Raw genomic sequence first — 25,513 nt, 5'->3', positions numbered from 1 at the left:
GAGGCACACTAAGCGAGTCGAACACGCGTTCGACAAGTCGCCGGCTTCCCCACGGTGACGTCAGCAGGGTCTTCCAGGCGCGTCGTGGGGAGGTGACATGCGGTGACGGCACCGGTCGCGACGTTGGCTGCGCTGCCCGGGGTGAGCACGGCCAGCGGGGTGGCCGCCGCGGCGGAGCACGCCCGGCTGACCGGGCGGGTGCTGCCGGTGCGGCCGGAGTTGCGCCGCCTGCTGCCGTCGGCGGGTCTGCGGCGCGGGAGCACGATCGCGGTGCGCGGATCGGCGTCGTTGCTCCTGGCGCTGCTGGCCGAGGCGACGGCGACCGGATCGTGGGCAGCGGCGGTGGGGATGCCGGACCTCGGTCTGGTGGCCGCCGCGGAACTCGGGGTCGAGGTGAGCCGGCTCGCGCTGGTGCCGCGGCCCGGGGCCGAGTTCACCGCGGTCACGGCCGCACTGCTGGACGGGGTGGATGTGGTGGCGGTCGCCGCACGGGGCGCGGCGCCGCAGGACGCACGGCGCCTTTCGGCGCGGGCACGGCATCGGGGCGTCGTGCTGCTCTCCCTCGGCCCGTGGCCCGGCGCCGAGGTGGAGTTGAGGTGTGAGGCCGGCCGCTGGACCGGCCTCGAAGGCGGGCACGGGTACCTGCGTGAGCGGCGGGTCCGTGTCCAGGGTGCCGGCCGGGGCGCGGCGACGCGGCCCCGGCGGGCGGATCTGCTGCTGCCGGGGTCTGCGGGGGCCCCGGCAGCAGCACCCCCCGAGCCGGTGCGGGAACTGAGCCTGGCCCAGGAGGCGGGCTGATGAGCGCGGAGATGACACCCCGGCGCGGGAGGTGCGCCGGGATGCTGGGCGGGGTTCTTCCGGCGGTGGCGCGGCGCGGCGCTACCGGCGGGGTGGCCCGCCGCGCGAGGTCGGCCGCGCGGCGGAACGCCCGCCACCCCAGCGGCACCAGGAGCGTGCCATGTCCACAGTAGACACCCCCCGCGACGGGGCGCAGGACGTGCCGCCGCGCATGCTGACCCTCTGGTGCCCGGACTGGCCCGCGGTCGCCGCGTGTCTGGCCGACGGCACACCCCTGCACCTGCCCGCCGCGGTCTTCCACGCCAACCGCGTCGTCGCGTGCACCGCTGTCGCCCGGGCGGCGGGCATCCGGCGGGGCATGCGGCGCCGGGACGCGCAGTCCCGCTGTCCCGAACTGAACGTGTTCCCCCCGGACGCCGACCGCGACGCGCGCCTCTTCGAGCCCGTCGCGGCCGCGGTCGAGCAGCTGGTCGTCGGGGTCGAGGTGGTCCGCCCGGGCCTGGTCGCGGTGCCCGCCGGCGGCGCGTCCGGCTACTTCGGCGGCGAGCTGCGCCTCGCGGAACTGCTCGTCGAGCACGTCTCCCAGCACACCGGCGTCGAGTGCCAGATCGGCGTCGCCGACGGGCTGTTCGCCGCGACACTCGCCGCCCACCGCGCGCAGCTCGTCGAGCGCACCCGGACCCCGGACTTCCTCGCCCCGCTGCCGGTCACCGAACTGGACCAGCCGCACGCCGACCGCGCCGAACTGGTGGACCTGTTGCGGCGCCTGGGTTTGCGCACGCTGGGCGCGTTCGCCGGACTCGCCGAACGGGACGTCGCCGCGCGGTTCGGCCGCGCGGGCATGATCGCCCACCGGCTGGCGCGCGGGCTCGATGAACGGCCCCCGCACCGGCGCCGCCCGCCGCCCGAACTCACCGTCACCACAACCTTCGACCCGCCGCTGGACCGCGTGGACGCCGCGGCGTTCATGGCGCGCACCCTCGCCGAGCGGTTCCACGGCGGGCTGGCCCGGCACGGCCTGGCCTGCACCCGCCTGGGCATCTACGCCACCACCGAGAACGGCGAAGAACTCAGCCGGGTGTGGCGCTGCGCGGAACCCCTGACACCGCAGGGCATCGCGGACCGGGTGCGCTGGCAGTTCGACGGCTGGCTGCGCGCCGCGCCGGACGAACGCCCGACCGCCGGCGTCGAGCGGCTGCGACTGGTGCCCGAGGAAACCGTCGAGGGGCATTCGCTGCAGCTGGGCCTGTGGCGGGAAGGCACCGGTGTGCTCGGTGGTCTCGCGGACGAGCACGGCCCGGCCGCCGAACGAGCCGGCCGCGCGCTGGTGCGGGTGCAGGGTCTGCTCGGCCCGGACAGCGTGTTCACCGCGGTGCTCGACGGCGGCCGCGGCCCGGCCGAATGCGTCCGGCTGGTGCCCTGGGGCGATCCACGCGCACCGCAGAGCCCGCCGGACATGCCGTGGCCGGGGCGGCTGCCCGCGCCGTCCCCGGCCACGGTCTACGCCCAGCCCCTGCCCGCGCGCGTCCTCGACGCGGCGGGCGCGGAGGTGCGGATCACCAGGAGGCGGGAGCTTTCCGCGCCACCGCACCGGGTGGCGGTGGGCGACGGTCCGCTGCGGGAGGTCCTGGACTGGGCCGGCCCGTGGCTGGTCGACGCGCACTGGTGGACGCCGGGCGGCGACGGGGTGCGCACCCGGGTGCAGGCCGTGCTGGCCGGGGAACCGGAAACGGCGGTCCTGCTGACGAGAGTGGGCGGATCGAGTCCGCAATGGACAGTGGAGGGAGTGTACGACTGATGGACGACGAGTACTTCCGGGACCTGCAGCACTGGCTGGCCCTGCCGCGCAAGGTGGTGGAGTCGCTGGACCCGGCCGACGACGAGCAGATGCTGCTGCCCATCCCGGTGCCGCGACGCCCGGTGGACTGATGGGGTTCAACAACCCGCCCGTCCCGTGGGAGGAGCTGGAACGCCGGCTGTCCGGCAAACCCGAGTCGGCCGACGGCGGGGACAGCCCCGCCTGGAGCCGGAAACGGGAGGGCTACGTCCGGCCCGGCACCGTCGAAGCCCCGCGCGGGGACGACCACGCGGGCGGGCGGCGCCGGGTGCCCTACGCCGAGCTGCACTGCCACTCCAACTTCAGCTTCCTGGACGGCGCGAGCCATCCCGAGGAGCTGGTCGAGGAGGCGTCGCGGCTGGGGCTCGACGCGATCGCGCTCACCGACCACGACGGCATGTACGGCGTGGTGCGGTTCGCCGACGCGGCGCGCGACCTGGGTGTGCGCACGGTGTTCGGCACCGAGCTGAGCTTCGGCCTGTCCGGCCCGCAGAACGGCGTCGCCGATCCGGAGGGCGAGCACCTGCTGCTGCTCGCCAAGCAGCAGGACGGTTACGCCGCCCTGTGCCGGGCGATCACCGCCGGGCAGCTCGCCGGGCACGACCGCGCCACGTCGACCGAGCGGGCGGAGAAGGGCCGCCCCGTCTACGACCTGGACGCCGTCGCGAACGAGGTCACCGGCCAGGTCGTGGTGCTCACCGGGTGCCGCAAGGGCGCGGTGCGGCGGGCGCTGGCGCGCGGCGGCCCGGACGCGGCGGGGCGCGAACTGCGGCGGCTCCGCGACCGGTTCGAGTCGGTGTACGTCGAGCTGACCGACCACGGCTGTCCCGAGGACGGGGTGCACAACGACATCCTCGCCGCGCTGGCCGCCGAGCAGGGCCTGCCGACCGTCGCCACCACCGCGGCCCACTACGCCACCCCGGACCGGGGACGGCTGGCCGGCGCGATGGCCGCGATCCGGGCCCGCCGCGGCCTCGACGACATGGCCGGCTGGCTGCCCGCGTCCGGCATGGCGTTCCTGCGCTCCGGCGAGGAGATGGCGCAGCGGTTCGCCCGCTACCCCGGTGCGGTGCAGCGGGCCGCGCTGCTCGGGCTGGAGTGCGCTTTCGACCTCAAACTGGTCGCGCCCGAGCTGCCGCCCTACGACGTCCCCGCCGGCTACACCGAGGCGTCCTTCCTGCGCGAGGAGGTCTACCGCGGCGCGGCGCACCGCTACGGCAACGACCCGGACGCCCTGCGCCAGATCGAGCACGAGCTGCGGATCATCGAGCAGCTGGGGTTCCCCGGCTACTTCCTCATCGTCTGGGACATCGTCGAGTTCTGCCGCCGGAACGACATCCTGTGCCAGGGCCGCGGCTCGGCGGCGAACTCCGCGGTCTGCTACGCACTGGGCATCACGAAGGTCGACTCGGTGCGGTGGAAGCTGCTGTTCGAGCGGTTCCTCGCGCCGCACCGGGACGGCTACCCGGACATCGACCTGGACATCGAGTCCGACCGCCGCGAGGAGGTGATCCAGTACGTCTACCGCAAGTACGGGCGCCTGCGCACCGCGCAGGTGGCGAACGTGATCACCTACCGCGCCAAGTCGGCGATCCGCGACGCGGCGCGGGCTTTCGGGTACTCGCCCGGCCAGCAGGACGCGTGGAGCAAGCAGATCGACCGCTGGGGCCCGTTGCGCGACACCAAGGACGACGCCGATCACGACATCCCGCTTCCGGTCCTGCAGGTCGCCGGCGCGCTCGAAGACTTCCCGCGCCACCTGGGCATCCACTCCGGCGGGATGGTGATCTGCAACCGGCCGGTGAGCGAGGTGTGCCCGATCGAATGGGCGCGCATGGCCGACCGCAGCGTGCTGCAGTGGGAGAAGGACGACTGCGCGTCGGTGGGACTGGTCAAGTTCGACCTGCTCGGCCTGGGCATGCTCTCCGCGCTGCACTACATGCTGGACCTGGTGCGCGAGTTCGAGGGCACCGACGTGGATCTGTCCAAACTGGACCTCAAGGACGCCGAGGTCTACGAGATGTTGCAGCGCGCGGACGCGATCGGCGTGTTCCAGGTGGAGAGCCGGGCGCAGATGGCGACCCTGCCGCGGCTGAAGCCGAAGACGTTCTACGACCTGGCGATCGAGGTCGCGCTGATCCGGCCCGGCCCGATCCAGGGCGGCTCGGTGCACCCCTACATCCGGCGCGCCACCGAGAAGGAGAAGTGGCGGCACGACCACCCGCTGCTGGCCAACGCGCTGGACAAGACCCTCGGGGTGCCGCTGTTCCAGGAGCAGATGATGCAGATCGCGCTCGACGTCGCGGACTTCACCGCCGCCGAGGCCGACGAGCTGCGGCACGCGATGGGGTCGAAGCGGTCCACGCGGAAGATGGAGCGGCTGCGGGAGCGCTTCTACGAGGGCGCCCGGCGCAACGGTCTCGACGACGAGCTGATCGGCCGGATCTTCCACAAGCTCATGGCGTTCGCCAACTTCGGGTTCCCGGAGAGCCACGCGCTGAGCTTCGCCTACCTCGTGTTCGCCAGCGCGTACTTCAAGCGCTACCACCCGGCGGCGTTCTGCGCGGCGCTGCTGCGCGCCCAGCCGATGGGGTTCTACTCGCCGCAGTCGCTGGTCGCCGACGCCCGGCGGCACGGCATCACCGTGCACGGGCCGGACATCAACGCGAGCCTCCCGCACGCGACGCTGGAGCCGGGTGACGACGGCCTGGCCGTGCGGATCGGGCTGGCGACCGTACGGATGATCGGGCAGAAGCTCGCCGAGGAGATCGTCGCCGAACGTGAGCGGGGCGGTGCGTTCGCCGACATGGCGGACCTGGCGCGTCGCGTGCGGCTGACCACGCCGCAGATCGAGGCGCTGGCCACGGCGGGCGCGTTCGGCCGGTTCGGGGAGATCGACGGCGACCGGCGCCGGGCCCTGTGGGCGGCCGGGGCGGTGGCGCAGGAACGGCCGGAGAAACTGCCGGTCACGCTGGCCGGCGCGCACGCGCCGGCGCTGCCCGGCATGGACGAGATCGACGAGGCGATCGCCGACGTGTGGGCCACCGGCCTGTCGCCGGACAGCTTCCCGACGCAGTTCATCCGCGACCGGCTGAACGCGCTGGGCGTGGTGCCCGCGGGGAAGCTGATGGACGTCGAGGACGGCACCCGGGTGCTGATCGGCGGTGCGGTGACCCACCGGCAACGGCCGGCGACCGCGGGCGGGGTGACGTTCCTGAACATCGAGGACGAGACGGGGATGGTCAACGTTGTCTGCACGGCCGGGTTGTGGCGCCGCTACCACCGCGTGGCGCGCGGCAGTTCGGCCATGCTGATCCGCGGGGTGATCGAGCGGGCGGACGGCGTGGTGAGCGTGCGGGCCGACCGGTTGCAGCACCTGTCGATGCGGGTGCCCTCGAAGTCACGGGACTTCCGGTGAACGGCCTGCCGGTCACCGACGCGCGCGGGAACACGCTGGTCAGCCTCCGCTTCGGCACCGAGCGGGACCTGACCGCGCCGATGCCGCTGGCGCTGGTGGTCGTCGAGGTCGACGGCCGCGTGCTGCTGGTGTTCGACCGGCGGCGCGGGCAGTGGGGGCTGCCCGGCGGGACGATCGAGCTCGGCGAGACGTCGCACCGGGCCGCGGTCCGGGAGCTGGCCGCGGAGACCGGGATCGTGGTGAGCGGGCTGCGGTTCGCCGCGGTGGCGAGGTTCGTGCTGCGCGATCCGGTGCGGCGCGAGTACGCGGCGGTCTACCGCGCCGGGTTCGCGACCGAGCCCGCGGTACGGCCCCGGCACGACGAGGTGTCCGCGATCGCCTGGTGGCATCCCGGCACCCGACTGCTGCGCGACCAGGGCCTGCTCGACGCCGAGATCGCGCGGCGGGTCACCGGATCCGCGCGCTGACCGCCGTCTCCTCGCGCCGCACCACGCCCCACTCGACCGGCGGCGCGTCGGAGAACGGGACGAACGGCAGCTCCGGCCGCGAACCGTCCCGTGTGATTAGCTCGCCCGATGGAGATCGCCGAGGATTACCGGGACGCCGTGCTGCCCGGGACCACGTGGGAGAAGCGGCAGTTCAGCGGGTGTGATTTCAGCGGCGCGGACCTGCGGCGGCTGGTCACGCAGGGCTGCACCTTCGACGAGTGCGACTTCTCCGGCGCCGACCTGGGGGAGTCCCGGCACTCGGCGAGCGCGTTCCGGTCCTGCGTGTTCGACCGGACGGTGCTGGCGGACAGCTCGTGGAGCGGCTGCTCGTTGCTGGGATCATCCTTCGTGGACAGTGGCCTGCGCGGGATGTCGGTGCGGGACAGCGATTTCTCGCTGGCGAACTTCAGCCGGGTGGATCTGCGGCGCCGGTCGCTGCCGGGGTTGCGGTTCCGCGAGGCCAATTTCGTGGACGCGAAACTGGCGGAGGCGGACCTGCGGGACAGCGACTTCCGCGGCGCGCGGCTGCACGGCGCGGACCTGGCGGGCGCCGACCTGCGCGGCGCGAAGCTCGACGCGAACGGCCTGGTGCAGGCGAAACTGCGTGGCGCCAGGGTGGACCTGGAGACGGCCGTCGCCTACGCGGCGGCGCACGGCCTGGTGGTCGACTGACCCCCAGACCGTGCGCGACGCTCAGTCGATCGGCGGTTCGCCCGGGTCGAGTTCGATCAGGTCACCCGAGGCGAGCAGGTCCTCGATCGAGGCGGGCAGCAGGTAGGCCGCGCCGCCGCCGGGCTGGTTGAACCACGGGATCGCGACACCGGCCAGCGCCTCGATCGGGCGCTGCACGCGGTACACGTGGTACGGGCGGTTCACCCACTCCGGCACCAGCGACCGCTCCTCGAACGGCGTGCCGGCCGCGTAGGTCAGGTTGCCGTTCGGGCCGCCGAAGCGGTCCAGCTCGCTGCCCGCCGGGAGTTCCCGCATCTCCTTGCCGCGGAACAAGGTCAGCGGCGGTTCGCCCGGCATCGGCTGGATCGGCCACTGCTGGTTGCCACCGGAGGCGGCCGCCGCCGGTTCGACCCGGCGTGGCGGCGGTTCGCGGCGCGGGGGCGGCGGCGGGACCGGGGGAGCGGCGAGCATCGTGGGCGGCCCCGCGGGGTCCGGCTCGTCGAGGCGTTCGGACAGCGCGCGCTGCGGCAGGTTGTGCCGCTCGGAGTCGGCCTCGTCGCGTTGCTGGGCCGGGGTGCGCGGCACCTCGGTGGCGGTGATCTCCGGCCGGGCCGGTGGCGCGGTGCGGCCGCCCTGGCTGAGCAGCAGCTTGCCGAGCATGAACGCGGCCGCGTCGTCGGCGTCCCCGAAGACGGCGGGGCTGGTCAGGGCCTCGTCGTACCAGCCGACGCGCCAGCCGTCGTCGACCTTCTCCAGGCTCCAGCCGTGCTCGGCCGGTTCGCCGATGCGGTAGGCCGCGTCGGGCACCCCGAGGTCGGCGAGCTTCGAGCGCAGGTTCGCCAGGGCCGGTTCGGCGTGCGGCGCGGGCCCGGACTGCGGCGCGGCCTGCCCGGCGTGCGGTGCGGTGGGCCCGGACGGTTGCGGCGTCGCCCCGGACGGCTGCGCGAGCGGCCCTTGCGGCGGCGCGGCGAAGCCGGACGGCGGCGAGGCGGGCCCGGACGGCACGGCGCCGGCCGCGGGCAGCGGAGCGCCGGCCCCGGGCGGCAAGGTGCTGGACCCGGACGGTGGAGCGACCGGGCGAGCCACCATGGTCGGCGGACTGTGGTCCGGCGCCGCGGGACGGTTGTCACGCGGATCGGGCCCCGGCCGGTGCCCCGGCCCCGCAAACGCCCCCGGGCGAGCCTCCTGCCCGGCGAAGGACTCCCCGGGGCGGGCCTCCTGCCCCGTGAAGTTCTCGGGGCGGGTGTCCTGTCCGGTGAAGGGCTCTCCGGGGCGGGTGTCCTGTCCGGTGAAGTTCTCTCCGGGGCGGGGCTCCTGCCCACCGAAGGACCCTCCGGCAGGGGGCTCCTGTCCGGCGAAGGCCTGCCGAGCGCGAGCCTCCTGTCCGGTGAAGGGCTCCCCGGGGCGGGTGTCCTGTCCGGGGAAGGGCTCCCCGGGGCGGGGCTCCTGCCCCGCGAAGTTCTCGGGGCGGGTGTCCTGCCCGGCGAAGGGCCCCCCGCGCCGATCCGGCGCCTCGTGCCCGGCGAACGCCTCGCGGCCACGGGCTTCGGGCGCTTCCTGCCCCAAGGGGTCCCGGCCATGGGGTTCGGGCGCTTCCTGGCCGAAGCCCTCCCGGCCGCGCGCGTCCGGCGCTTCCTGGCCGAGGAAGGCTTCCCGCCCGCCGCGGCCCTCGGGTGCTTCGTGCCCGAAGGCCGCTCGGCCGCGGGCGTCCGGCGCCTCGTGCCCGGCGGCCTCGCGGCTACGGGCGTCCGGGGTTTCGTGCCCGAAGGCTTCTCGGCCGTGGGTGTCCGGCGCTTCCCAGTTCCGGGGCTCCCGGTCGGCCTCGGCGAAGGCCGGGCCACCACGTTGCTCGGGCGATTCGGTCCCGGCGAGCGCTTCGCGGTTGTCCCAGCCGCGCTGGTCCTGCGCGTGCGCGCCACCCGCTTCCGGCCCGGCGAACCCCTCGCGGCCGTGCGCACCGGGCGGCGCCTGCCCGGCGAACGCTTCCCGGCCGTGGGCGCCGTGCGTGTCCGCACCTTCCGGACCGGCGAACCCCTCCTGGCCGCCGCGGGGCTCGGCGAGGCCCTCGCGCTCCCAGCCGGCGCGCGTCTCCGGGGGGCGCACCTCGGTGTCTTCGAGGTCGCTGGAGTCCTCCCGGCCTTCCCAGCCGCGCTGCTCCTGCCCGCGCGCGTCCGGCTGGTCCCAGCTCCGGCGCGCCTCGGGACCCTCCGCGGCCCCTTCGGCGAGCGCCTCGCGCGCGTCCCAGCTCCGGGTCTCCGGACCGCCCTGATCCGCGGCCTCCCGGCCCTCCGGGGCGACCCCGTCACGCGGCGGTGTCTCGTCCCACTCGCCTTCCCGCGACTCCGGCTCGTCCTTGCCCACCGGCTGGACCAGCATGGTGGGCGGCCCGGCGTCCGGGGCGACCACCGGCGTCAACGTCGTCGGCTGCTCCACCTGCGGGGGCGACGCCGGCTCCTCCGCGCGCGACTCGAACTCCGGCGCGGCGTCCGCGGGCGCCGGCGCCTGCTCCGGCACCCCCCGCGGCGGACGCGGCGGCGGCGTGCCGCGGGTGAGGTACCCGGCGGCGGCCTGCACGGTCTGCTCCGGCACCTCCGGCAGCGCGTACCCGGCCCCGGCGATGTGCTGGACCAGCTCGGCCTCCGGCGCGACGCCGTACTCCTGCAGGTAGTAGTTGACCGCGGCCGGCCAGATCCACGTGCCGTCGGTGTGGAAGGCCACCGGCACGGTCGCCGCGGGCTGCTGCGCCAGCCGGTCCAGGTCGAACCCCCGCTCGGCGCGCACGACCGGCGCGTTGTTCAGGTACTCGAGCACCCGCTGCTGCTCGTCGGCGTCCAGTTCGGGCCGGTTGAGCACCGGGCGGCCGCTGGGCTCGTGCCCGTCGAAGATCCGGGCGAGCCGGAAGCGCGGGCCGGGCTGCTCGGGCGCGAGGCCGGCCATCCGGCGCATCAGCCACTCCGGGACGTTGTCCTCGGACCGCGGGAACATCCGCAGCTCGTCGGCGTAGGCCTGGGGCGGCGGCATGAGGTCCCACCGCGGCTCGTCGCGGTCGTACTCGAGGTTGTAGCTCGACGGGTGGTCGAGCTGGTAGCGCGCGTTGAACCAGGTGCCGCGGCCCTCGCGGTACATCCCGGCGCGCAGCCGGCCGAACAGCGTGGCGATGTCGTGGGTGGCCATCCATTCCTGGGCGGACCCGTCCTCGAGCAGGACCTCGCCGGTCAGCTCGTGGTAGCGACCGACCGCCCGGTAGGTCGCGGTCACCCGCCGCCAGTCCCGCGGAGCGGCCCGCAGCAGGGCCAGTCCGATCTGCTTGACCAGGGTGTCCTGCTCGGTCGCGTTCAGCTGGGTCGTCGGTTGCGCCACGCAGCCATTTTGACTGGTCACTGATCCGATTGCACACCACCCGCACCAATAGGGGCAATGACCAGTGCAGATACATCAAATGAGGTACGAAGGGTTTCAGCGGAACTACTCATGGTGTCCTTCGGCGTCCTCGCGTGAGCGCCGGTTCATTCCTTTGCCAGAATGGGTGCCGTGACTGCGACGGTTCTCGACGGCAAAGCGACCAAGAACGCCATCTTCGAAGAGCTCAAGCCGCGGGTGGCCGCCCTGGCCGAGCGGGGCGTGACGCCCGGGCTGGGAACCGTCCTGGTCGGCGACGATCCGGGCTCGCACTCGTACGTGCGCATGAAGCACGCCGACAGCGCCAAGATCGGGGTCAACTCGATCCGCCGCGACCTGCCGGGCGACATCAGCCAGGCCAAGCTCGAGGCCGTCATCGACGAGCTCAACGCCGACCCGGCCTGCCACGGCTACATCGTGCAGCTGCCGCTGCCCAAGCACCTCGACGCGGGCCGCATCCTCGAGCGCATCGCGCCGGAGAAGGACGCCGACGGCCTCGCGCCGGTCAGCCTCGGCCGCCTGGTCCTGAACGAGGCCGGGCCGCTGCCCTGCACCCCGTACGGGATCCTCGAGCTGCTCAAGCGGCACGACGTGCCGATCGCCGGCGCGAACGTCACCGTCGTCGGCCGCGGCGTCACCGTGGGCCGGACGATGGGCCTGCTGCTGACCCGCCGCAGCGAGAACGCCACCGTGACGCTGTGCCACACCGGCACGCGCGACCTGGCGGCCGAGGTGAAGCGCGCGGACATCGTGATCGCCGCGGCCGGGGTGCCGCACCTGATCAAGCCGGACATGGTCAAGCCGGGCGCGGCGGTGCTGGACGTGGGCGTCTCGCACGTCGAGGGCAAGCTGAGCGGTGACGTGGACCCGGCGGTCGCGGAGGTCGCCGGCTGGCTGTCGCCCAACCCCGGCGGCGTCGGCCCGATGACCCGGGCGATGCTGGTCACCAACGTCGTCGAGGCGGCCGAACGTGCACTCGCCACGGCGTAACCGCGCGGCGCTCCTCGAGCAGGTCCCGTTCCTGCTGGTGATGCTCCTGGTCCTCGTCGCCGGGCTGCGGATCTGGCAGTACCACTGGCGGCAGGGCGCCGCGATCATCGGCGGCGCCCTGCTCGTGGCGGCGATCCTGCGGGGCGTCCTCCCGGGCGTGCGGGCCGGCCTGCTGGCCATCCGCGGCCGCCCGGTGGACGTCCTGAGCTACGCCGGGCTCGGCGTGCTGATCCTCTTCCTGGCCTTCACGATCACCGACGGACCGTTCGGCATGTGAGTCAGGCCTCGGCCATCGCCGGGGGCCGGGCCTGCTCGCGGCGGTCCAGCGAACCGGACACCAGCGCGATCGTCAGGCCGACGACGGCCAGCCCGGCGCCGACCCAGTTCGGCGAGACCAGGCCGAGCCCGCCCGCGATCACCAGGCCGCCCAGGTACGCGCCGATCGAGTTGGCGACGTTGAACGCGGACTGCACCGCGGCCGACACCATCGACGGCGTGCCACCGGCCTTGAGCATGACGCGGGTCTGCATCATCGGGCCGATCATGAACCCGGCGATGCCGACCAGGAAGATCGTGACCGCGGCGCCGACCTTGTTGTGCGCGGTGACGGTGAAGACCCCCAGCACCGCGGCGAGCGCGAGCAGCGCCACGTACAGGCTCGGCATCAGCGCCTTGTCGGCCAGCCGCCCGCCCAGCAGGTTGCCGATGGTCATGCCGACCCCGGCGAGCGCGAGCAGCAGTGTCACGGTGCTGGGCTGGTAGCCGGCGACGTCGGTCATCATCGGCGTGACGTAGGACAGGCAGGCGAACACGCCACCCAGGCCGAACGTGACGATCGCCAGCGCCAGCCACACCTGCGGGCGGCGGAACGCGCCGAGTTCACCGCGCAGCGACGGGGATTCGGGACGGCCCTGGTGCGGCACGAGCTTGGCGATCGCGAGCACGGCGACCAGGCCGATCATCGCGACGACGGCGAAGGTGAACCGCCAGCCGACCTGCTGGCCGAGCAGCGTGCCCAGCGGCACGCCCACGACGTTGGCCAGGGTCAGGCCGAGGAACATCATCGACACGGCCTTGGCGCGGTCACCGGGCTTGACCAGGCTCGACGCGACGACCGCGCCGGCGCCGAAGAACGCGCCGTGCGGCAGCCCGGCGAGGAACCGGAAGACCACACCGAACTCCTGGTTCGGCGCGACGGCGAACAGCAGGTTGCCGGCCGTGAACAGCGCCATCATCGCCAGCAGCATCGTCTTGCGCGGCAGCCGCACGGCGACGGCGGTCAGCAGCGGCGCGCCGACGACGACGCCGAGCGCGTAGGCGGAGATGAGGTGGCCCGCGGTCGGGATGTCCACCCCGAACGTCGCGGCCGTCTGCGGAAGGACACCCATCATGACGAATTCCGTGGTGCCGATACCGAAGGCACCGACGGCGAGCGCGAGCAGCGCGATGGGCACGGTTCTCCTTTCGAGGGACGTCTGCATCGATACAGTCGACGGGCACGAATAAGGACAGCCCATCACCGTCCATGGCGGTACGAGCTGTCCTTCATCCAGTCTCAACCGGGCCGGCTGGTCCTGTCATCCCGCCGGCGGGGTGACCATGCCCACGTAACGCGGCCTCGTCGAGGATGTCCGGGTGAGGGGTTGTCCGAGATCAGGGGTTGTTCGCCGGGTGCTCCGGGGTGACCTCGCAGTCGGAGCCGGGGAAGATCAGGCCTTCGTGCCCGTCCTCGAACCGGACGAGGAACGGTGGCCCGCCGTTGTCCCCGCGGACCTCGACGATCTCCCCGCGTTGTTCCGCCGCTCCCACGGTGCGCCCGTGGACCAGGATCCGGTCTCCGACGGCTGCGTGCATCACCGACCACCTCCCGCGAGAACCAGGGTAAATCGGGTGCCCGGCAATTGTCACCGGGGCGGGAATTGATCAAGTTGCCGGGTATTCCCCAGGCGCGCAGGCTTTCTGCGAAAAGGACGGAAATCGAGGAGGAGCGGGACGATGGCGACCTGTGTGGTCTGCGGCAACGACTACTGGATGTCCTTCGAGGTCCGCACCGTCAGCGGCGACACCTACACCTTCGACAGCCTGGAATGCGCGGCGCAGAAGATCGCGCCGAACTGCGAGCACTGCGGGTGCCGCATCCTCGGGCACGGCGTGGAGGTCGAGGGCCGGTTCTTCTGCTGCGCGCACTGCGCACGCGAAGGCGGTTCGGGTCTGGGCGCCGAAATCCGCGACACGGCCGGTGCGCACCCGGGCTGAGTCACTTCTTGGCGGCGGCCTTCGCGGCTTTCTTGAACGCCCGGACCTCGGCGAGTGTCTCCGGGCTGACGACGTCCGCGATCGAGCGGCGCGAGCCGTCCTCGCCGTAGGCGCCGGCGGCCTCGCGCCAGCCCTCGGGCTGGACGTCGCGCTGCTTGCCGAGCAACGCGAGGAATATCCGCGCCTTCTGGTCGCCGTAGCCGGGCAGCTCCTTGAGGCGGCGCAGGACTTCCTTGCCGTCCGGCTTGCCCTGCTTCCAGATGCGGTCGGCCTTGCCGTCGTAGTGCTCGACGATGTGGTTGGCCAGGGCGTGGACGCGCCGCGCCATCGAGCCGCCGTAGCGGTGGATGGCCGGCGGGGTCACGCACAGCTCGACGAACTCGTCCACGTCCGACTCGGCGATCTTGCGGACGTCGAAGCCGTCCATCCGGTCGGCGATCTTCCTGGGGCCGGTGAACGCCGTCTCCATGGCGATCTGCTGGTCCAGCAACATGCCCGTGAGGAGGGCGAACGGGTCCGCGGAGAGGAGTTCGTCCGCGGCGGGGTCACCGGTGAGACGGAGCTTCTTCGGCATGGGGACATAGTGGCACCACGGGCGCCCGGCCCGCACTCCCCGCAACGGCGGCACCCGGGGCCGTGACTTCGGCCACTTACCGGCTTTGGGAGACTGACCTACGTCACCACCTAAGGCGTTCGTCTCCTAATAGCAGTACGCTTGTACCGCATAAGACGTGCTGCACAGACACGCGCAGATCCGCGAGAGGAGCACCGCGGCTCATGGCCAAGATCAAGGTCGAGGGCACCGTCGTAGAACTCGACGGCGACGAGATGACTCGCATCATCTGGAAGTTCATCAAGGACAAACTGATCCACCCGTACCTCGACATCAACCTCGAGTACTACGACCTCGGCATCGAGGAACGTGACCGCACCGACGACCAGGTCACCATCGACTCGGCGAACGCCATCAAGAAGCACGGCGTCGGCGTCAAGTGCGCCACCATCACCCCGGACGAGGCCCGGGTCGAGGAGTTCGGCCTGAAGAAGATGTGGCGGAGCCCGAACGGGACCATCCGCAACATCCTCGGCGGTGTCGTCTTCCGTGAGCCGATCATCATCTCCAACATCCCGCGGCTGGTCCCGGGCTGGACGAAGCCGATCATCATCGGCCGTCACGCGCACGGTGACCAGTACAAGGCCACCGACTTCAAGGTCCCCGGCCCCGGCACGGTGACCATGACGTACGTGCCCGAGGACGGCTCGGAGCCGATGGAGTTCGAGGTCGCCCGCTACCCGGAGGGTGGCGGCGTCGCGATGGGCATGTACAACTACCGCAAGTCCATCGAGGACTTCGCGCGCGCTTCGCTGCAGTACGGCCTGGACCGGGGCATGCCGGTCTACATGTCGACGAAGAACACCATCCTGAAGGCCTACGACGGCATGTTCAAGGACACCTTCCAGGAGATCTTCGACAACGAGTTCAAGGCGGACTTCGACGCCAAGGGCCTGACCTACGAGCACCGCCTGATCGACGACATGGTCGCCGCCTCGCTGAAGTGGGAGGGCGGCTACGTCTGGGCGTGCAAGAACTACGACGGTGACGTGCAGTCCGACACCGTGGCGCAGGGCTTCGGCTCGCTGGGTCTGATGACCTCGGTGCTGCGCACGCCGGACGGCAAGACCGTGGAGGCCGAGGCCGCGCACGGCACGGTCACCCGGCACTACCGCCAGCACCAGCAGGGCAAGCCGACCTCGACGAACCCGATCGCGTCGATCTTCGCGTGGACCCGGGGTCTCGAGCACCGCGGCAAGCTGGACGGCAACTCCGAGCTGGTGGGCTTCGCCAACAAGCTGGAGCAGGTCGTGGTCGAGACCGTCGAGAGCGGCAAGATGACCAAGGACCTCGCTCTGCTCGTCGGCAAGGACCAGCCGTTCCAGACGACGGAGGAGTTCCTGGCGACCCTGGACCAGAACCTGGCGGCGAAGATCGCCCAGGGCTGAGTCCGCGTTTTTCCGGCCACAGCGAGAAGCCCGGTCACCCCCGTGGTGACCGGGCTTTTCCACGTCCGGCGCCGCTGCCTGGTCACACCGGGGCCGACCCGGTCCGCGCCGGGCCGCCCGGCGTGGGGTATGACTGCGCTGGTGCAGGTGATCCACCCCGGCGACCACGTCTGGACCCTGAAGCGCCGATTCGTGCCGTGGCAGCGCGTCGTGCAGCCGGTGAACATCGCGTCCGGTGAGTACCGCCCCTACCGCGCCGTGCGCACGGACACGAGGCGCACCCCGTCGGAGTGGCGCCAGGAGCGGCGCGAGCAGCGGAGGACCGCGCGCGAGGACAAGCTCGACCCCCGGCGGGTCAGCGGCTGGCGGTGGCTCTACCTGGGCCCGTTGCTGCTGGTCGCGATCCTCGTCATCGGCGCCGTCGGGCAGGTCGTGGAGGCGGTCGTCGTCGGCGCGCAGATCCTGGTGTGGCTCGTGCTGATGCCGTTCGCGCTGCTCGAGGTGCTCGCGCAGTGGCTCTGCGGGCTCGTCCTGCGCGCGCTGCGGCTCACCGGCGCGGTGCGCAGCCGCGTCGACGTGGTGTGCCGGGTCCCGGGGGACCGGATCGTCTCGCTGACCGTCCTCGCCGTGCCCGGGTTCGCGACCGCCGGGCACCTGGCGCGGGCGCTGACCGACCACCTGTGGAAGGTGCAGCGCCCCTTCGATCCGCAACGGGATCCGGTCGCCGTCGCCCTCCTGAACCACGCCGGCACTCAGGTGGTGCGGCACGACAGCGTGTGGACGGGGCCCTCGTCACCGACCGTGCTCACCCGGTGACGCCGCTCGGGTGGTTCGCCCGCGCGGACCTGTCGGCGGGCGGTGAAGTGTGGCTACCCTTACCCGGAAGGCACATCGGCTGGTGAGGAGTACCCGTGTTCCTGGGCATCCCTAAGCGGGCACTGATCATCGTCGCGATCCTCGCCGGAGTCGGGCTGATCTACGTGATGGGCAACGACCAGCAGGCCTCCGGAGGCTCGGGCGGCGGGCCGGGCGGCTGCCGGGTCACGGTGACGGCCGACGTCCTCAACGTGCGGGCGGCCCCGGACGCCGGTGCGGAGATCGTCGGCAAGTTCAACCAGAACGCCGAGACCGACGCGCAGATCGAGGTCCAGAACGGCTTCCGCAAGATCGCCGAGAACAAGTGGGCGAGCGCGGAGTACCTCAAGCCGGTGAGCGGCGCCAACTGCTGAGTCACAGCGCCACGACGAGCCCTTCCTCGGCCACGAGGACCTCACCGTCGAACGCCGCGCGGGCCTGCGCGGCGGAGACGGCCCGGTCGCTGCCCGGCCAGATGTGCGTGAGCAGCAGCCGTCGCGCCCCTGCGGCCTGCGCCCAGGTCGTCGCTTCCGTCGCCGTCATGACGTTGCGCTCGCTGCCCTCCGGCGGTTGCCGCTGCAGCGTGGCGTCGGCGATGAAGAGGTCGGCGTCGCGGGCCAGGTCGCGCAGCGCCCGCGTGGGGCCGCAGTCGCCGGTGTAGGCGAGGGTGAGGCCCGGGGCCTCCAGCCGGATGCCGTGGACGGGCACGTGGTGCGGCAGCGCGATCGGTTCGAGCCGGAACGGTCCGAGCCGTCCGGGCTCGGGGGCGCGCACTTCGAAGACGGTGGTGGGGTCGGGCCGGGGTTCCAGGGCGCGCAGCACGTCCAGCACGCCGGGCTCGCAGTGCAGGGGGATCTTCGGCCGGTCCGGCGCCTCGTAGTGCCGCACCCGGGCGAGGGCGCTGACGTCGACGCAGTGGTCCGGGTGCCGGTGGGTGACGATCACGGCGTCCACCTCCCCGCGCGGGCACCGGCCGAGAAGGGCGCCGATCGTGCCGTACCCGAGGTCCAGGACGAGACGGAAACCTTCGTGGGACAAGAGGAACCCCGCGCACGCCCGTCCCGGCTCCGGCCAGGCGCCGCAGCTGCCCAGCACGGTCAGTTCGCTCACGCCCGGCAGTCTCGCAGCCGGATCGTCGGTGGCGGAAGGTAGCGTGCGGGGCGTGTTCACGATCTCGACAATCAACGTCAACGGCATGCGCGCCGCCGCCAAGAAGGGGTTCGTCGAGTGGCTCGCGGCGAGCGGGTCCGACGTGGTCCTGTGCCAGGAGGTGCGCGCCGAGGCGGGGCAGCTGCCGAAGGACGTCGTCGCGCCCGAGGGCTGGCACGCGCACCACGCGCCGTCGGCCGTGAAGGGGCGCAACGGGGTATCGGTGTACAGCCGGGCCGAACCATCGGAGGTGCGGGTCGGGTTCGGCGAGGCGGAGTTCGAGGACAGCGGGCGCTACCTCGAAGTGCACCTGCCGGGCGTGATCGTCGCGAGCCTGTACCTGCCCAGCGGTGACGTGGGCACGCCGCGGCAGGACGAGAAGGAGCGGTTCATGGCCGCGTTCCTGCCGTACCTGGTCGAGCTGCGCGGCAAGGCCGAGGCGGCCGGGTGCGAGGTCGTCGTCGGCGGCGACTGGAACATCGCGCACGCCGAGATCGACCTGAAGAACTGGAAGGGCAACCAGAAGAACTCCGGCTTCCTGCCCGAGGAGCGGGCCTGGATGAGCCGCGTGTTCGGCGAGGCCGGGTACGTCGACGTGCAGCGCCGGCTCGACCCGGAGGGGCCCGGCCCGTACACCTGGTGGTCCTACCGGGGCAAGGCCTTCGACAACGACGCGGGCTGGCGCATCGACTACCTCGTCACGACGCCCGCGCTGGCCGACCGGTGCACGTCGGTGATGGTCGACCGCGCCCCGAGCTACGACCTGCGCTGGTCCGACCACGCCCCGGTCACCGCGACGTTCGACGTCGATTTCGGGGTCTGATCCGCGGTCTGCCCGCCTCGGCGGGACTCACGCGGGCGGTGCCGGTTTGCCCTCCTCGCCGACCGTTTTCAGGCTCGGGTGCAGTGCGACCACCAGCCGGTGCCGCCGGCCGCCCTCCGCGCTCTCGTCGTGGTACTTCGCGGCGAGGTCCGTCACCGTGGAGCCGAGTTCACGCACGAACGCGGCCCGGTCGGCGGCCGAGGCGAACCGGATCTCCGAGTCGATCGCGAACGTCGCGAGGCGCTTCCGCGCCGCGGTCGCGCCCGTGATCAGCTGGCCCACCTCCCGCACCATCCGGGCCGCCAGCGCGAGCAGCCAGCGGGCCGACAGCTGGTCCGGCGCGCGCGACGGGTCCGGCGCCACCTCGGCCAGCGCGGCGGGCGAAATCACGTACGACGCGGCCGTCGCCTGCAGCACCCGCTCCGTCACATTGCCCTTCCGGCGCTCCTCCACGAGCTCCACCAGGCCGTGCCGCTCCAGCGCCCGCAGGTGGTAGTTGACCTTCTGCCGCGTCAGGCCCACCTGGGCGGCCAGTGTCGTCGCCGAGCCCGGCTCGGCCAGTTCCGCCAGGAGCCGGGCGCGGATCGGGTCCAGCGACACCTCGGCGGCGGCCGGGTCGTCGATCACTGCCACGTCGAGCATCCCCGAACCATCGCACCGAAAAGAAGAGTTGTCGAGAAGGGATGGCCCCCGCGTTTCCGGCACTCCGAATGGGCGCTACTCTCTGCCCGCGCGTGATCAAGAACGACAGGGCTTGACACGCTCGGTAGTTTTCACGCTGGTAACGGCCACCCATTAGGGTGACGGCGACCTTGGAACGGCAGTCTCGTCTCAGGAGGCACACCGGTGCGCAACCGAACCGTGCACGTACTGCGGGCCGGCCTGGTCCTGGCGATCATGGCCACCGCGACCACCGGCGTCGCCGCGGCGGCCCCGGCTTCGCAGGCCGAGCCCGCGGGCGTCTCGTTCGGGCTGCTGGGCCCCGTCGGCCTGGCCGCCGTGCTGCTCGGCATCATCGGCATGGCGCTGGGCATCGTCCGGCAGCGCCGCAAGGCCCAGGCGGAGGCGGTCGTCCCCGTCCCCGTCGAATCCCCCGACGAGCCCACGCGGCCGCTCACCCCCTACCGTCGTCCGCCGGCCTGAGCCGTTCGCAGTACGACGACTACCCAGGCGCCGATCAGCAAAACGTAGAGCGACACCGCCGCGCAGTCGAACAGGGCGGAACCGGTGACCGCGGCGAGCGCGCTCGAACCGGTGACGCAGGTGCCGACCGGGAAGGTGAAACTCCACCAGGTGAGTGAGAACGGCATCCCCGCCCGGACGGTCCGCAGGGTCACCGCCGCCGCGATCGCCAGCCACAGCATCGCGAACCCCCACGTCGCGACCCCGTAGAACAGGCCGAACGCCGCCGCTGCCGGGCCGAACGGCAGGACCCCGGGCGCGACCGCGCCGAGCAGGTTCGCCGCCGTCACCGACTGGCCGAGCGGCCCCAGCACGATCCACAGCGTGGGCACCCGCCCCGCCTCCGTGCCGGACGTCACCAGCCGCTGCCAGATCTGCGGCAGCAGCGCGAGCGTGGCGAACAGGCTGACCCCGAACATCGCGTAGCAGGCCAGCAGCAGGGCGAGCCGCGGTTGCCCGGCCGGCAGGTGGGGCACCAGCGCCGCACCCGTCGCGGCCGAGACCATCGGCGGCACCACCGGCATCAACCACCCGCCGAACGCCTCCGCCGCCGGAACCCGGCCGACGATCATCCGGTACGGCACCGCGACCGCCGTCACCAGGCCGAGCACGGTCCCGGCGACCCACAACACGCCGCCCGCGACCAGCGCGCCGCCGCCGAACCAGTCCCGGCCCAGCGCCACCGAGCCGGCGCCGATCGTGAGCAGGGCCATCGGCGGCGCGCCCCAGAAGTGGATCATCACCGGGTCCCGGAAGTGTCGCCGCTGCCCGCGCCGGTCCGCGACCACCTGCCACAGCAGGACGACCAGCCACATCGCCGCCAGCGCCCACACGACCGTCGCGACGGGCCGCAGCACCGCCAGCGGTCGCGGCAAGCCGGTCGCGACGATGCCGCTGCCCATCACCGAGGCGAACCAGTTCGGCGTCGTGCCGGGGCGGGGCAGGGCGGGGGCGCGTTCGAGCATGCCCCCACCTTCGGTCCGGGCGCGCGCGGCCGGTAGGGATCACCCGCGGATGAGCCCATAACCTGAGGCTATGACTCTGCGCGTGACCGACCTCGCCGGGTTCGAGCTGCTGCTGTCGGTCGCGCAGCTCGGCAGCATCGGCGCGGCCGCCCGCGCGCACGGGATCTCCCAGCCCGCCGCGAGCGCCCGGATCCGGCAGCTGGAGACGCAGACCGGTGTGATCCTCGTCAACCGCTCGCCGCGCGGCTCCAGCCTGACCGAGTCCGGGGCGCTCGTGGCCGACTGGGCCCGGCCCGTCGTCGAAGCGGCCGCGGACCTCGATGCCGGGATCGCCGCGCTGCGCGCCCGCCGCGACGAGCACCTGCGCGTCGCGGCCAGCCTCACCGTCGCCGAGTACCTGCTGCCGCGCTGGCTGGCCGCGCTGCGCCGCCTCGACCCCGGAACCGCCGTGGCGCTCACCTCCGGCAACTCCGACGAGGTCGCCGCGCAGGTGCTCGCGGGCGAGGTCGACCTCGGGTTCGTCGAAGGTCCCGACCTGCCGGCCGGTCTCCGCGCGGAGACGGTCGGCACCGACGCGCTCGAGCTGGTCGTGGCCCCGGACCACCCGTGGGCCCGGCGGCGCCGGAAGATCCGGCCGGACGAGCTGGCCGCGACGCCCCTGATCAGCCGGGAACGCGGCTCCGGCACCCGGCGCGCGCTCGAACTCGCCCTGGCCCCGGAGGAACCCGCCGGGCCCCTGCTCGAACTGTCCTCGACCACCGCGATCAAGTCCGCCGTGATGGAGGGCATCGGGCCGGCCGTGCTGGGCGCGCACACCGTCGCCGCCGAGCTCGCGGCGGGCACGCTGGTCGCCGTCGAGGTCGCCGGGCTCGACCTGCGCCGCGACCTCCGGCTGGTCTGGCGGTCCGGGCACCGGCTGCGCGGTCCGGCGGCCGACCTCGCTGCCATCGCCGTGCGCGGGGCCTGAGACAATCGGGGTCGTGTCGCAAGCGCCAGAAACCACCGCCCGCCCGCGTGTGCTGTCGGGGATCCAGCCGACGGCCGACTCGTTCCACCTCGGCAACTACCTCGGTGCCCTGCGGCAGTGGGTGCGCATGCAGGACACGCACGAGACCTTCTACATGGTCGTCGACCTGCACGCCATCACGGTCGAGCAGGACCCGAAGGTGCTGCGGCAGCGCACCCGGGTCTCGGCCGCGCAGCTGCTCGCGCTGGGCGTCGACCCGGAGCGCAGCGCCTTGTTCGTGCAGAGCCAGGTGCCCGAGCACGCCCAGTTGTCCTGGGTGCTGGAGTGCCTGACCGGCTTCGGTGAAGCGAGCCGGATGACGCAGTTCAAGGACAAGGCGGCCAAGCAGGGCAGCGAGCACGCCAGCGTCGGGCTGTTCACCTACCCCGTGCTGATGGCCGCGGACATCCTCGTCTACCAGGCGGACGCGGTGCCGGTCGGCGAGGACCAGCGCCAGCACCTGGAGCTCACCCGCAATCTGGCGCAGCGCTTCAACCAGCGCTTCGGCAAGACGTTCACCGTGCCCGAGCCGCACATCCCCCAGGGCACCGCGAAGATCTACGACCTGCAGGACCCGGCGGTGAAGATGAGCAAGTCGGCGTCCTCGCCGAACGGCATCATCGAGCTGCTGGAGGACCCGAAGCGCTCGGCGAAGAAGATTCGCTCGGCGGTCACCGACACCGGCCGCGAGATCGTGTTCGACCGCGAGAACAAGGCCGGCGTGTCCAACCTGCTGTCGATCTACTCGGCGCTGACCGACCGCACGATCGCCGACCTGGAAGCCGCGTACGCGGGCAAGGGGTACGGCGACCTGAAGAAGGACCTCGCCGAGGTGCTCGTCGAATGGGTCACCCCGATCCAGCAGCGCGTCCAGTCCTACCTGGACGATGTGGCCGAGCTGGACAAGGTCCTGGCGCGCGGCTCGGAGAAGGCCCGCGCGGTGTCGGCGGAGACGCTCGAGCGCGTGTTCGACCGCGTCGGTTTCCTGCCGCCCGCCCGCTGACGTCCACAATGGATTCGCCCCGGCCCCGAATTGCGAGGTCGGGGCGTGGTCGTTAGCGTTTTCCCGTGGCGGACGAGAAGGAAAAGCTGGTTCCGAGGCTGCGCCGGAAGTACCCGTGGCTCGACCACCTGGTGCGGGCCAACGAGGCGTTCGGCGAGCGGTACGGCAACCACTACGCCGCGGCGATCACGTACTTCAGCGTGCTGTCGCTGTTCCCGCTGCTCATGGTGGGTTTCTCGATCGCCGGGTTCGTGCTGGCCGGGAACACGGCCGCGCTGAACGAGCTGCGCGACGGCATCGTGTCCTCGACGCCGCCGGGTATCGGCGACTTCGTCGCGAAGATCGTCGACACCGCGCTGGCCTCGCGCGGCGGCACCGGGGTCCTCGGCCTGCTGCTGGCGCTCTACTCCGGGATCGGCTGGATGAGCAACCTGCGGGACGCGCTGACCGCCCAGTGGGGGCAGGAGAAGAAGAGCCGCCCGCTGGTGTCGACGACGATCAAGGACCTGCTCGCGCTCGGCGGGCTCGGGCTGGCGCTGGTGGTGTCGTTCGGCCTGACCGCGGTCGGCGGTGGGATCGGCCGCGTGCTGCTGCGGCTGGTCGGACTGGACGACCAGAGCTGGGCCCTGTTCCTCCTCCGCCTGGCGACGATCGTGCTGGGCCTGCTCGCGAACATGCTCGTGTTCCTGTGGGTGCTGTCGCGCCTGCCGCGGGAGAAGGTGACGGCGCGCAGCGCGATCAAGGGCGCCGCGATCGCCTCGGTGGGGTTCGAGGTGCTCAAGCAGGTCGGGTCGATCTACCTGGCGAGCGTCACCAGTTCGCCCAGCGGGGCGCTGTTCGGGCCGATCATCGGTCTGCTGGTGTTCGCGAACCTGGTGTCGCGGTTCCTGCTGTACGTCACCGCGTGGACGGCGACCGCGCGGGAGAACGTCGTCGAACGCGTCACGCCGCCGCCCCCGGCGGTGATCCGGCCGACCGTCGAGGTTCGGCGCGGGCCGGGGGCCGGCGTGGTGGCCGGTGCGTTCAGCGCCGGCGCGGTCCTGGCCTGGCTGGGACGTCGCCGCGGCTGAGCCGGCGGCCGAGGCCCGCGCCCTCACCCGGCCGCGAAGCCCTCAGTGGTGCTGGAGCTGCCGGCCCTTCTTGCGGTAGTGCCCGATCACGAAGCCGGCCACGATGATCGCCGCCACGACCAGCGTCAGGATCCAGCCGGTGACGCCGAACGGGTCCTCCGCGGCGGCGTTCGTGCCGCTCACGCCGTCGGCCGCGGCGGAACCGGTGATCTCGGCCGCCTGCTCCGGCGACACCAGGTGGCCGACCGGGGAGGCGTTGGTCTTCATCAGGGCGAAGCCGTAGTCCAGCAGCTGCCGGGCCTGCTGCACCACCTGCGCCGGGCGGTTCTCGGCGCGCATCATCACCACCGCCACGCGCCGGCCGCCCTGTTCGGCGCCGCCGACGTAGGTGTGCCGGGCGTCGTCGGTGAATCCGGTCTTGCCGCCGAGGAAGCCGGGATAGGTGCCCAGCAGCTTGTTGTCGTTGACGATCGAGAACGCCGGCTTGCCGGGCTGGTCCGGGATCTGGATCGAGCGGGTGCGGATCGAGTCGGCGAACTCCGGCTGCTTCATCCCGTAGTTGAAGATCAGGCTCAGGTCGTAGGCCGACGCCGACATGCCCGGACCGTCCAGGCCGGAGGGGGTCGCCGCGCGGGTGTCCGTCGCGCCCAGCTCCGCGGCCAGCGCGTTCATCTTCTGGGTCGCGGCGGGCACGCCGCCGAGCGCGGTGGCGAAGGTGTGGGCGACGTCGTTGCCCGAGTGCATCAGCAGGCCGTGCAGCAGCAGGTCGACGGTGTACCGGCCGCCCGCGACGAGGCCCACGCAGGTGCATTCCTGGCTGGCGTCCTCGACCGTGGGCACGAGCACCTGGTCGGGCTTCATCTCGCGGATCACGACGAGCGCGAGGAGCGTCTTGATCAGCGACGCCGGCCGCTCGCGGGCGTGCGGGTTCTTCGCGGCCAGTACCTCGCCGGTGTCGAGGTCCTGCAGCACCCAGGAGGCGGCGGTGGTGTCCGGCGGGGCCGCGGCGCCGGCCGGGGCGACCACACCGCACTCGGCCATGCGCGCGCCACCGACCGCGGCCTTCGGGACGGGCAGCGGGGCGGGCGAGGCCACGCCGGGCGGTGGCTGCTCGGAGGTGTCTACCGGTGGTGGCGGCGCGACCGCGTCCGGGCACACGGCGGAAGCGGCCGCCGCGGTGCCGGCGAACGGCACGAGACCGGACAGCACAACGAGAACGAGGGAGAGCAGGAAACCGCGTCGCACCAAAGCAGGCTAGAGGACGCGCGGACGGGTTCCCCGCCGCGGCGCCCCGATCCGATCGGGGGATACTCGGACCATGTCTCGACGTACGGCGCTGTTCCTGCTCGGATTCGGGATCTGGTCCTGGATCATCTGGATCACGTTCGTGAAGAACCTGTGGGCCAGCGACAACTCGTGGGCACCCGACGGGTCGGCCACCGGGTTCTTCGTCGTGCACCTGATCCTGGCCATCGTGTCCTTCGTGCTGGGCACGATCATCGGGGTCATCGGCTGGCGCGGGCTGCGCACGAAACGCCGCGCGAAGGTCGACGCCTGACCGGCGAAGCCACCCGGCGGTGGGTCCTGCGGTCCCCGCCGCT

At 72.7% G+C, this 25,513-nt stretch carries 26 protein-coding genes; 18 read left to right on the top strand and 8 right to left on the bottom strand.

The genetic code is table 11. From position 1 onward, the window contains the following. The first annotated feature begins 102 nt into the window (after positions 1-102). From FB470_RS07190 to FB470_RS07165, 6 genes are all read left to right on the top strand, one after another. The gene (locus FB470_RS07190) at positions 103-798 is read left to right on the top strand and encodes a hypothetical protein (protein ID WP_306989738.1); all 696 of its coding nucleotides are present in this window, start codon (positions 103-105) and stop codon (positions 796-798) included. 211 nt (positions 799-1,009) lie between these two features. Then, positions 1,010-2,596, top strand: coding sequence for a DNA polymerase Y family protein (locus FB470_RS07185; RefSeq protein ID WP_306999116.1), 1,587 nt, complete (start codon positions 1,010-1,012; stop codon positions 2,594-2,596). Then, complete coding sequence (locus FB470_RS07180) at positions 2,596-2,727, top strand: hypothetical protein (RefSeq protein WP_306989736.1); 132 nt, start codon at positions 2,596-2,598, stop codon at positions 2,725-2,727. Before FB470_RS07185 ends, FB470_RS07180 begins: the two co-directional genes overlap by 1 nt. Beyond that, positions 2,727-6,053, top strand: coding sequence for an error-prone DNA polymerase (locus tag FB470_RS07175; protein WP_306989735.1), 3,327 nt, complete (start codon positions 2,727-2,729; stop codon positions 6,051-6,053). The genes FB470_RS07180 and FB470_RS07175 overlap by 1 nt, the downstream gene beginning before the upstream one ends. Then, a complete protein-coding gene (locus tag FB470_RS07170) occupies positions 6,050-6,520 on the top strand; it encodes an NUDIX hydrolase (protein WP_306989732.1) in 471 nt (156 codons plus the stop codon). Before FB470_RS07175 ends, FB470_RS07170 begins: the two co-directional genes overlap by 4 nt. A 108-nt stretch (positions 6,521-6,628) precedes the next feature. Beyond that, a complete protein-coding gene (locus FB470_RS07165) occupies positions 6,629-7,213 on the top strand; it encodes a pentapeptide repeat-containing protein (RefSeq protein ID WP_306989730.1) in 585 nt (194 codons plus the stop codon). Between the two features lie 21 nt (positions 7,214-7,234). Here FB470_RS07165 and FB470_RS07160 read toward each other — a convergent pair whose 3' ends face one another. Next, positions 7,235-10,573 carry a glycohydrolase toxin TNT-related protein gene (locus tag FB470_RS07160; protein ID WP_306989729.1) on the bottom strand — a complete coding sequence of 1,113 codons (3,339 nt, stop codon included), beginning with the start codon at positions 10,571-10,573 and terminating at the stop codon, positions 7,235-7,237. 162 nt (positions 10,574-10,735) lie between these two features. Here FB470_RS07160 and FB470_RS07155 point away from each other — a divergent pair, with 162 nt between their 5' ends. Both FB470_RS07155 and FB470_RS07150 read left to right on the top strand, forming a co-directional pair. Next, entirely contained in the window at positions 10,736-11,602 is an 867-nt protein-coding gene (locus FB470_RS07155; protein WP_306989728.1) for a bifunctional methylenetetrahydrofolate dehydrogenase/methenyltetrahydrofolate cyclohydrolase, read from the top strand. Then, entirely contained in the window at positions 11,583-11,879 is a 297-nt protein-coding gene (locus FB470_RS07150; protein ID WP_306989726.1) for a DUF3017 domain-containing protein, read from the top strand. The genes FB470_RS07155 and FB470_RS07150 overlap by 20 nt, the downstream gene beginning before the upstream one ends. Position 11,880: 1 nt before the next feature. Here FB470_RS07150 and FB470_RS07145 read toward each other — a convergent pair whose 3' ends face one another. Together FB470_RS07145 and FB470_RS07140 are read right to left on the bottom strand one after the other, a co-directional pair. Beyond that, the gene (locus FB470_RS07145; RefSeq protein WP_306999114.1) at positions 11,881-13,056 is read right to left on the bottom strand and encodes an MFS transporter; all 1,176 of its coding nucleotides are present in this window, start codon (positions 13,054-13,056) and stop codon (positions 11,881-11,883) included. 199 nt (positions 13,057-13,255) lie between these two features. Beyond that, positions 13,256-13,456 carry a DUF1918 domain-containing protein gene (locus FB470_RS07140; protein ID WP_306989724.1) on the bottom strand — a complete coding sequence of 67 codons (201 nt, stop codon included), beginning with the start codon at positions 13,454-13,456 and terminating at the stop codon, positions 13,256-13,258. 141 nt (positions 13,457-13,597) lie between these two features. On the opposite strand from FB470_RS07140, the gene FB470_RS07135 reads away from it, so the two are divergent. Continuing rightward, positions 13,598-13,858, top strand: a complete 261-nt coding sequence (locus FB470_RS07135; protein WP_306989722.1) for a Prokaryotic metallothionein — start codon at positions 13,598-13,600, stop codon at positions 13,856-13,858. A gap of 1 nt (position 13,859) precedes the next feature. On the opposite strand, the gene FB470_RS07130 is transcribed toward FB470_RS07135, so the two are convergent. Continuing rightward, entirely contained in the window at positions 13,860-14,432 is a 573-nt protein-coding gene (locus FB470_RS07130) for an HhH-GPD-type base excision DNA repair protein (RefSeq protein ID WP_306989721.1), read from the bottom strand. 203 nt (positions 14,433-14,635) lie between these two features. Here FB470_RS07130 and FB470_RS07125 point away from each other — a divergent pair, with 203 nt between their 5' ends. From FB470_RS07125 to FB470_RS07115, 3 genes are all read left to right on the top strand, one after another. After that, positions 14,636-15,859 carry an NADP-dependent isocitrate dehydrogenase gene (locus FB470_RS07125; RefSeq protein ID WP_306989719.1) on the top strand — a complete coding sequence of 408 codons (1,224 nt, stop codon included), beginning with the start codon at positions 14,636-14,638 and terminating at the stop codon, positions 15,857-15,859. Between the two features lie 129 nt (positions 15,860-15,988). Then, positions 15,989-16,675, top strand: coding sequence for a hypothetical protein (locus FB470_RS07120; protein ID WP_306989718.1), 687 nt, complete (start codon positions 15,989-15,991; stop codon positions 16,673-16,675). Positions 16,676-16,770: 95 nt separating this feature from the next. Then, positions 16,771-17,088, top strand: coding sequence for an SH3 domain-containing protein (locus tag FB470_RS07115; protein WP_306989717.1), 318 nt, complete (start codon positions 16,771-16,773; stop codon positions 17,086-17,088). 1 nt (position 17,089) lies between these two features. Here the strand turns inward: FB470_RS07115 and FB470_RS07110 are convergent, their stop codons facing one another. Further along, on the bottom strand, positions 17,090-17,824 hold the full coding sequence (locus tag FB470_RS07110) for an MBL fold metallo-hydrolase (RefSeq protein ID WP_306989715.1): 735 nt from the start codon (positions 17,822-17,824) through the stop codon (positions 17,090-17,092). A gap of 43 nt (positions 17,825-17,867) precedes the next feature. Between FB470_RS07110 and FB470_RS07105 the strand changes: the two genes are divergently transcribed. Continuing rightward, positions 17,868-18,686, top strand: a complete 819-nt coding sequence (locus tag FB470_RS07105; protein WP_306999112.1) for an exodeoxyribonuclease III — start codon at positions 17,868-17,870, stop codon at positions 18,684-18,686. Positions 18,687-18,713: 27 nt separating this feature from the next. On the opposite strand, the gene FB470_RS07100 is transcribed toward FB470_RS07105, so the two are convergent. Further along, positions 18,714-19,328, bottom strand: a complete 615-nt coding sequence (locus tag FB470_RS07100) for an ArsR/SmtB family transcription factor (RefSeq protein ID WP_306989714.1) — start codon at positions 19,326-19,328, stop codon at positions 18,714-18,716. Positions 19,329-19,532: 204 nt separating this feature from the next. On the opposite strand from FB470_RS07100, the gene FB470_RS07095 reads away from it, so the two are divergent. After that, positions 19,533-19,829, top strand: coding sequence for a hypothetical protein (locus tag FB470_RS07095; RefSeq protein WP_370876452.1), 297 nt, complete (start codon positions 19,533-19,535; stop codon positions 19,827-19,829). On the opposite strand, the gene FB470_RS07090 is transcribed toward FB470_RS07095, so the two are convergent. Beyond that, positions 19,808-20,833: a TDT family transporter gene (locus FB470_RS07090; protein ID WP_306989713.1), complete on the bottom strand. Its 1,026-nt coding sequence runs from the start codon at positions 20,831-20,833 to the stop codon at positions 19,808-19,810. The two genes, FB470_RS07095 and FB470_RS07090, sit on opposite strands and share 22 nt — an antisense overlap. Before the next feature lie 70 nt (positions 20,834-20,903). Between FB470_RS07090 and FB470_RS07085 the strand changes: the two genes are divergently transcribed. The 3 genes from FB470_RS07085 to yhjD all read left to right on the top strand — a co-directional run bounded on the left by FB470_RS07085 (position 20,904) and on the right by yhjD (position 23,912). After that, the gene (locus FB470_RS07085) at positions 20,904-21,800 is read left to right on the top strand and encodes a LysR family transcriptional regulator (protein WP_306989712.1); all 897 of its coding nucleotides are present in this window, start codon (positions 20,904-20,906) and stop codon (positions 21,798-21,800) included. Between the two features lie 13 nt (positions 21,801-21,813). Then, positions 21,814-22,842 (top strand): tryptophan--tRNA ligase, encoded by a 1,029-nt coding sequence (gene trpS / locus FB470_RS07080; protein WP_306989711.1) that lies wholly within the window; start codon positions 21,814-21,816, stop codon positions 22,840-22,842. A gap of 65 nt (positions 22,843-22,907) precedes the next feature. After that, positions 22,908-23,912, top strand: a complete 1,005-nt coding sequence (yhjD, locus tag FB470_RS07075; RefSeq protein ID WP_306989710.1) for an inner membrane protein YhjD — start codon at positions 22,908-22,910, stop codon at positions 23,910-23,912. A 42-nt stretch (positions 23,913-23,954) separates the two neighbouring features. Here yhjD and FB470_RS07070 read toward each other — a convergent pair whose 3' ends face one another. Then, on the bottom strand, positions 23,955-25,157 hold the full coding sequence (locus FB470_RS07070; protein WP_370876451.1) for a D-alanyl-D-alanine carboxypeptidase family protein: 1,203 nt from the start codon (positions 25,155-25,157) through the stop codon (positions 23,955-23,957). Between the two features lie 73 nt (positions 25,158-25,230). On the opposite strand from FB470_RS07070, the gene FB470_RS07065 reads away from it, so the two are divergent. Beyond that, on the top strand, positions 25,231-25,470 hold the full coding sequence (locus tag FB470_RS07065) for an SCO4848 family membrane protein (RefSeq protein ID WP_306989709.1): 240 nt from the start codon (positions 25,231-25,233) through the stop codon (positions 25,468-25,470). Positions 25,471-25,513: the final 43 nt, after the last annotated feature.

It is taken from the genome of Amycolatopsis thermophila (genome assembly GCF_030814215.1).
Taxonomy (GTDB): Bacteria; Actinomycetota; Actinomycetes; order Mycobacteriales; family Pseudonocardiaceae; genus Amycolatopsis_E; species Amycolatopsis_E thermophila.
This window is presented reverse-complemented; position numbering and strand designations above follow the sequence as displayed.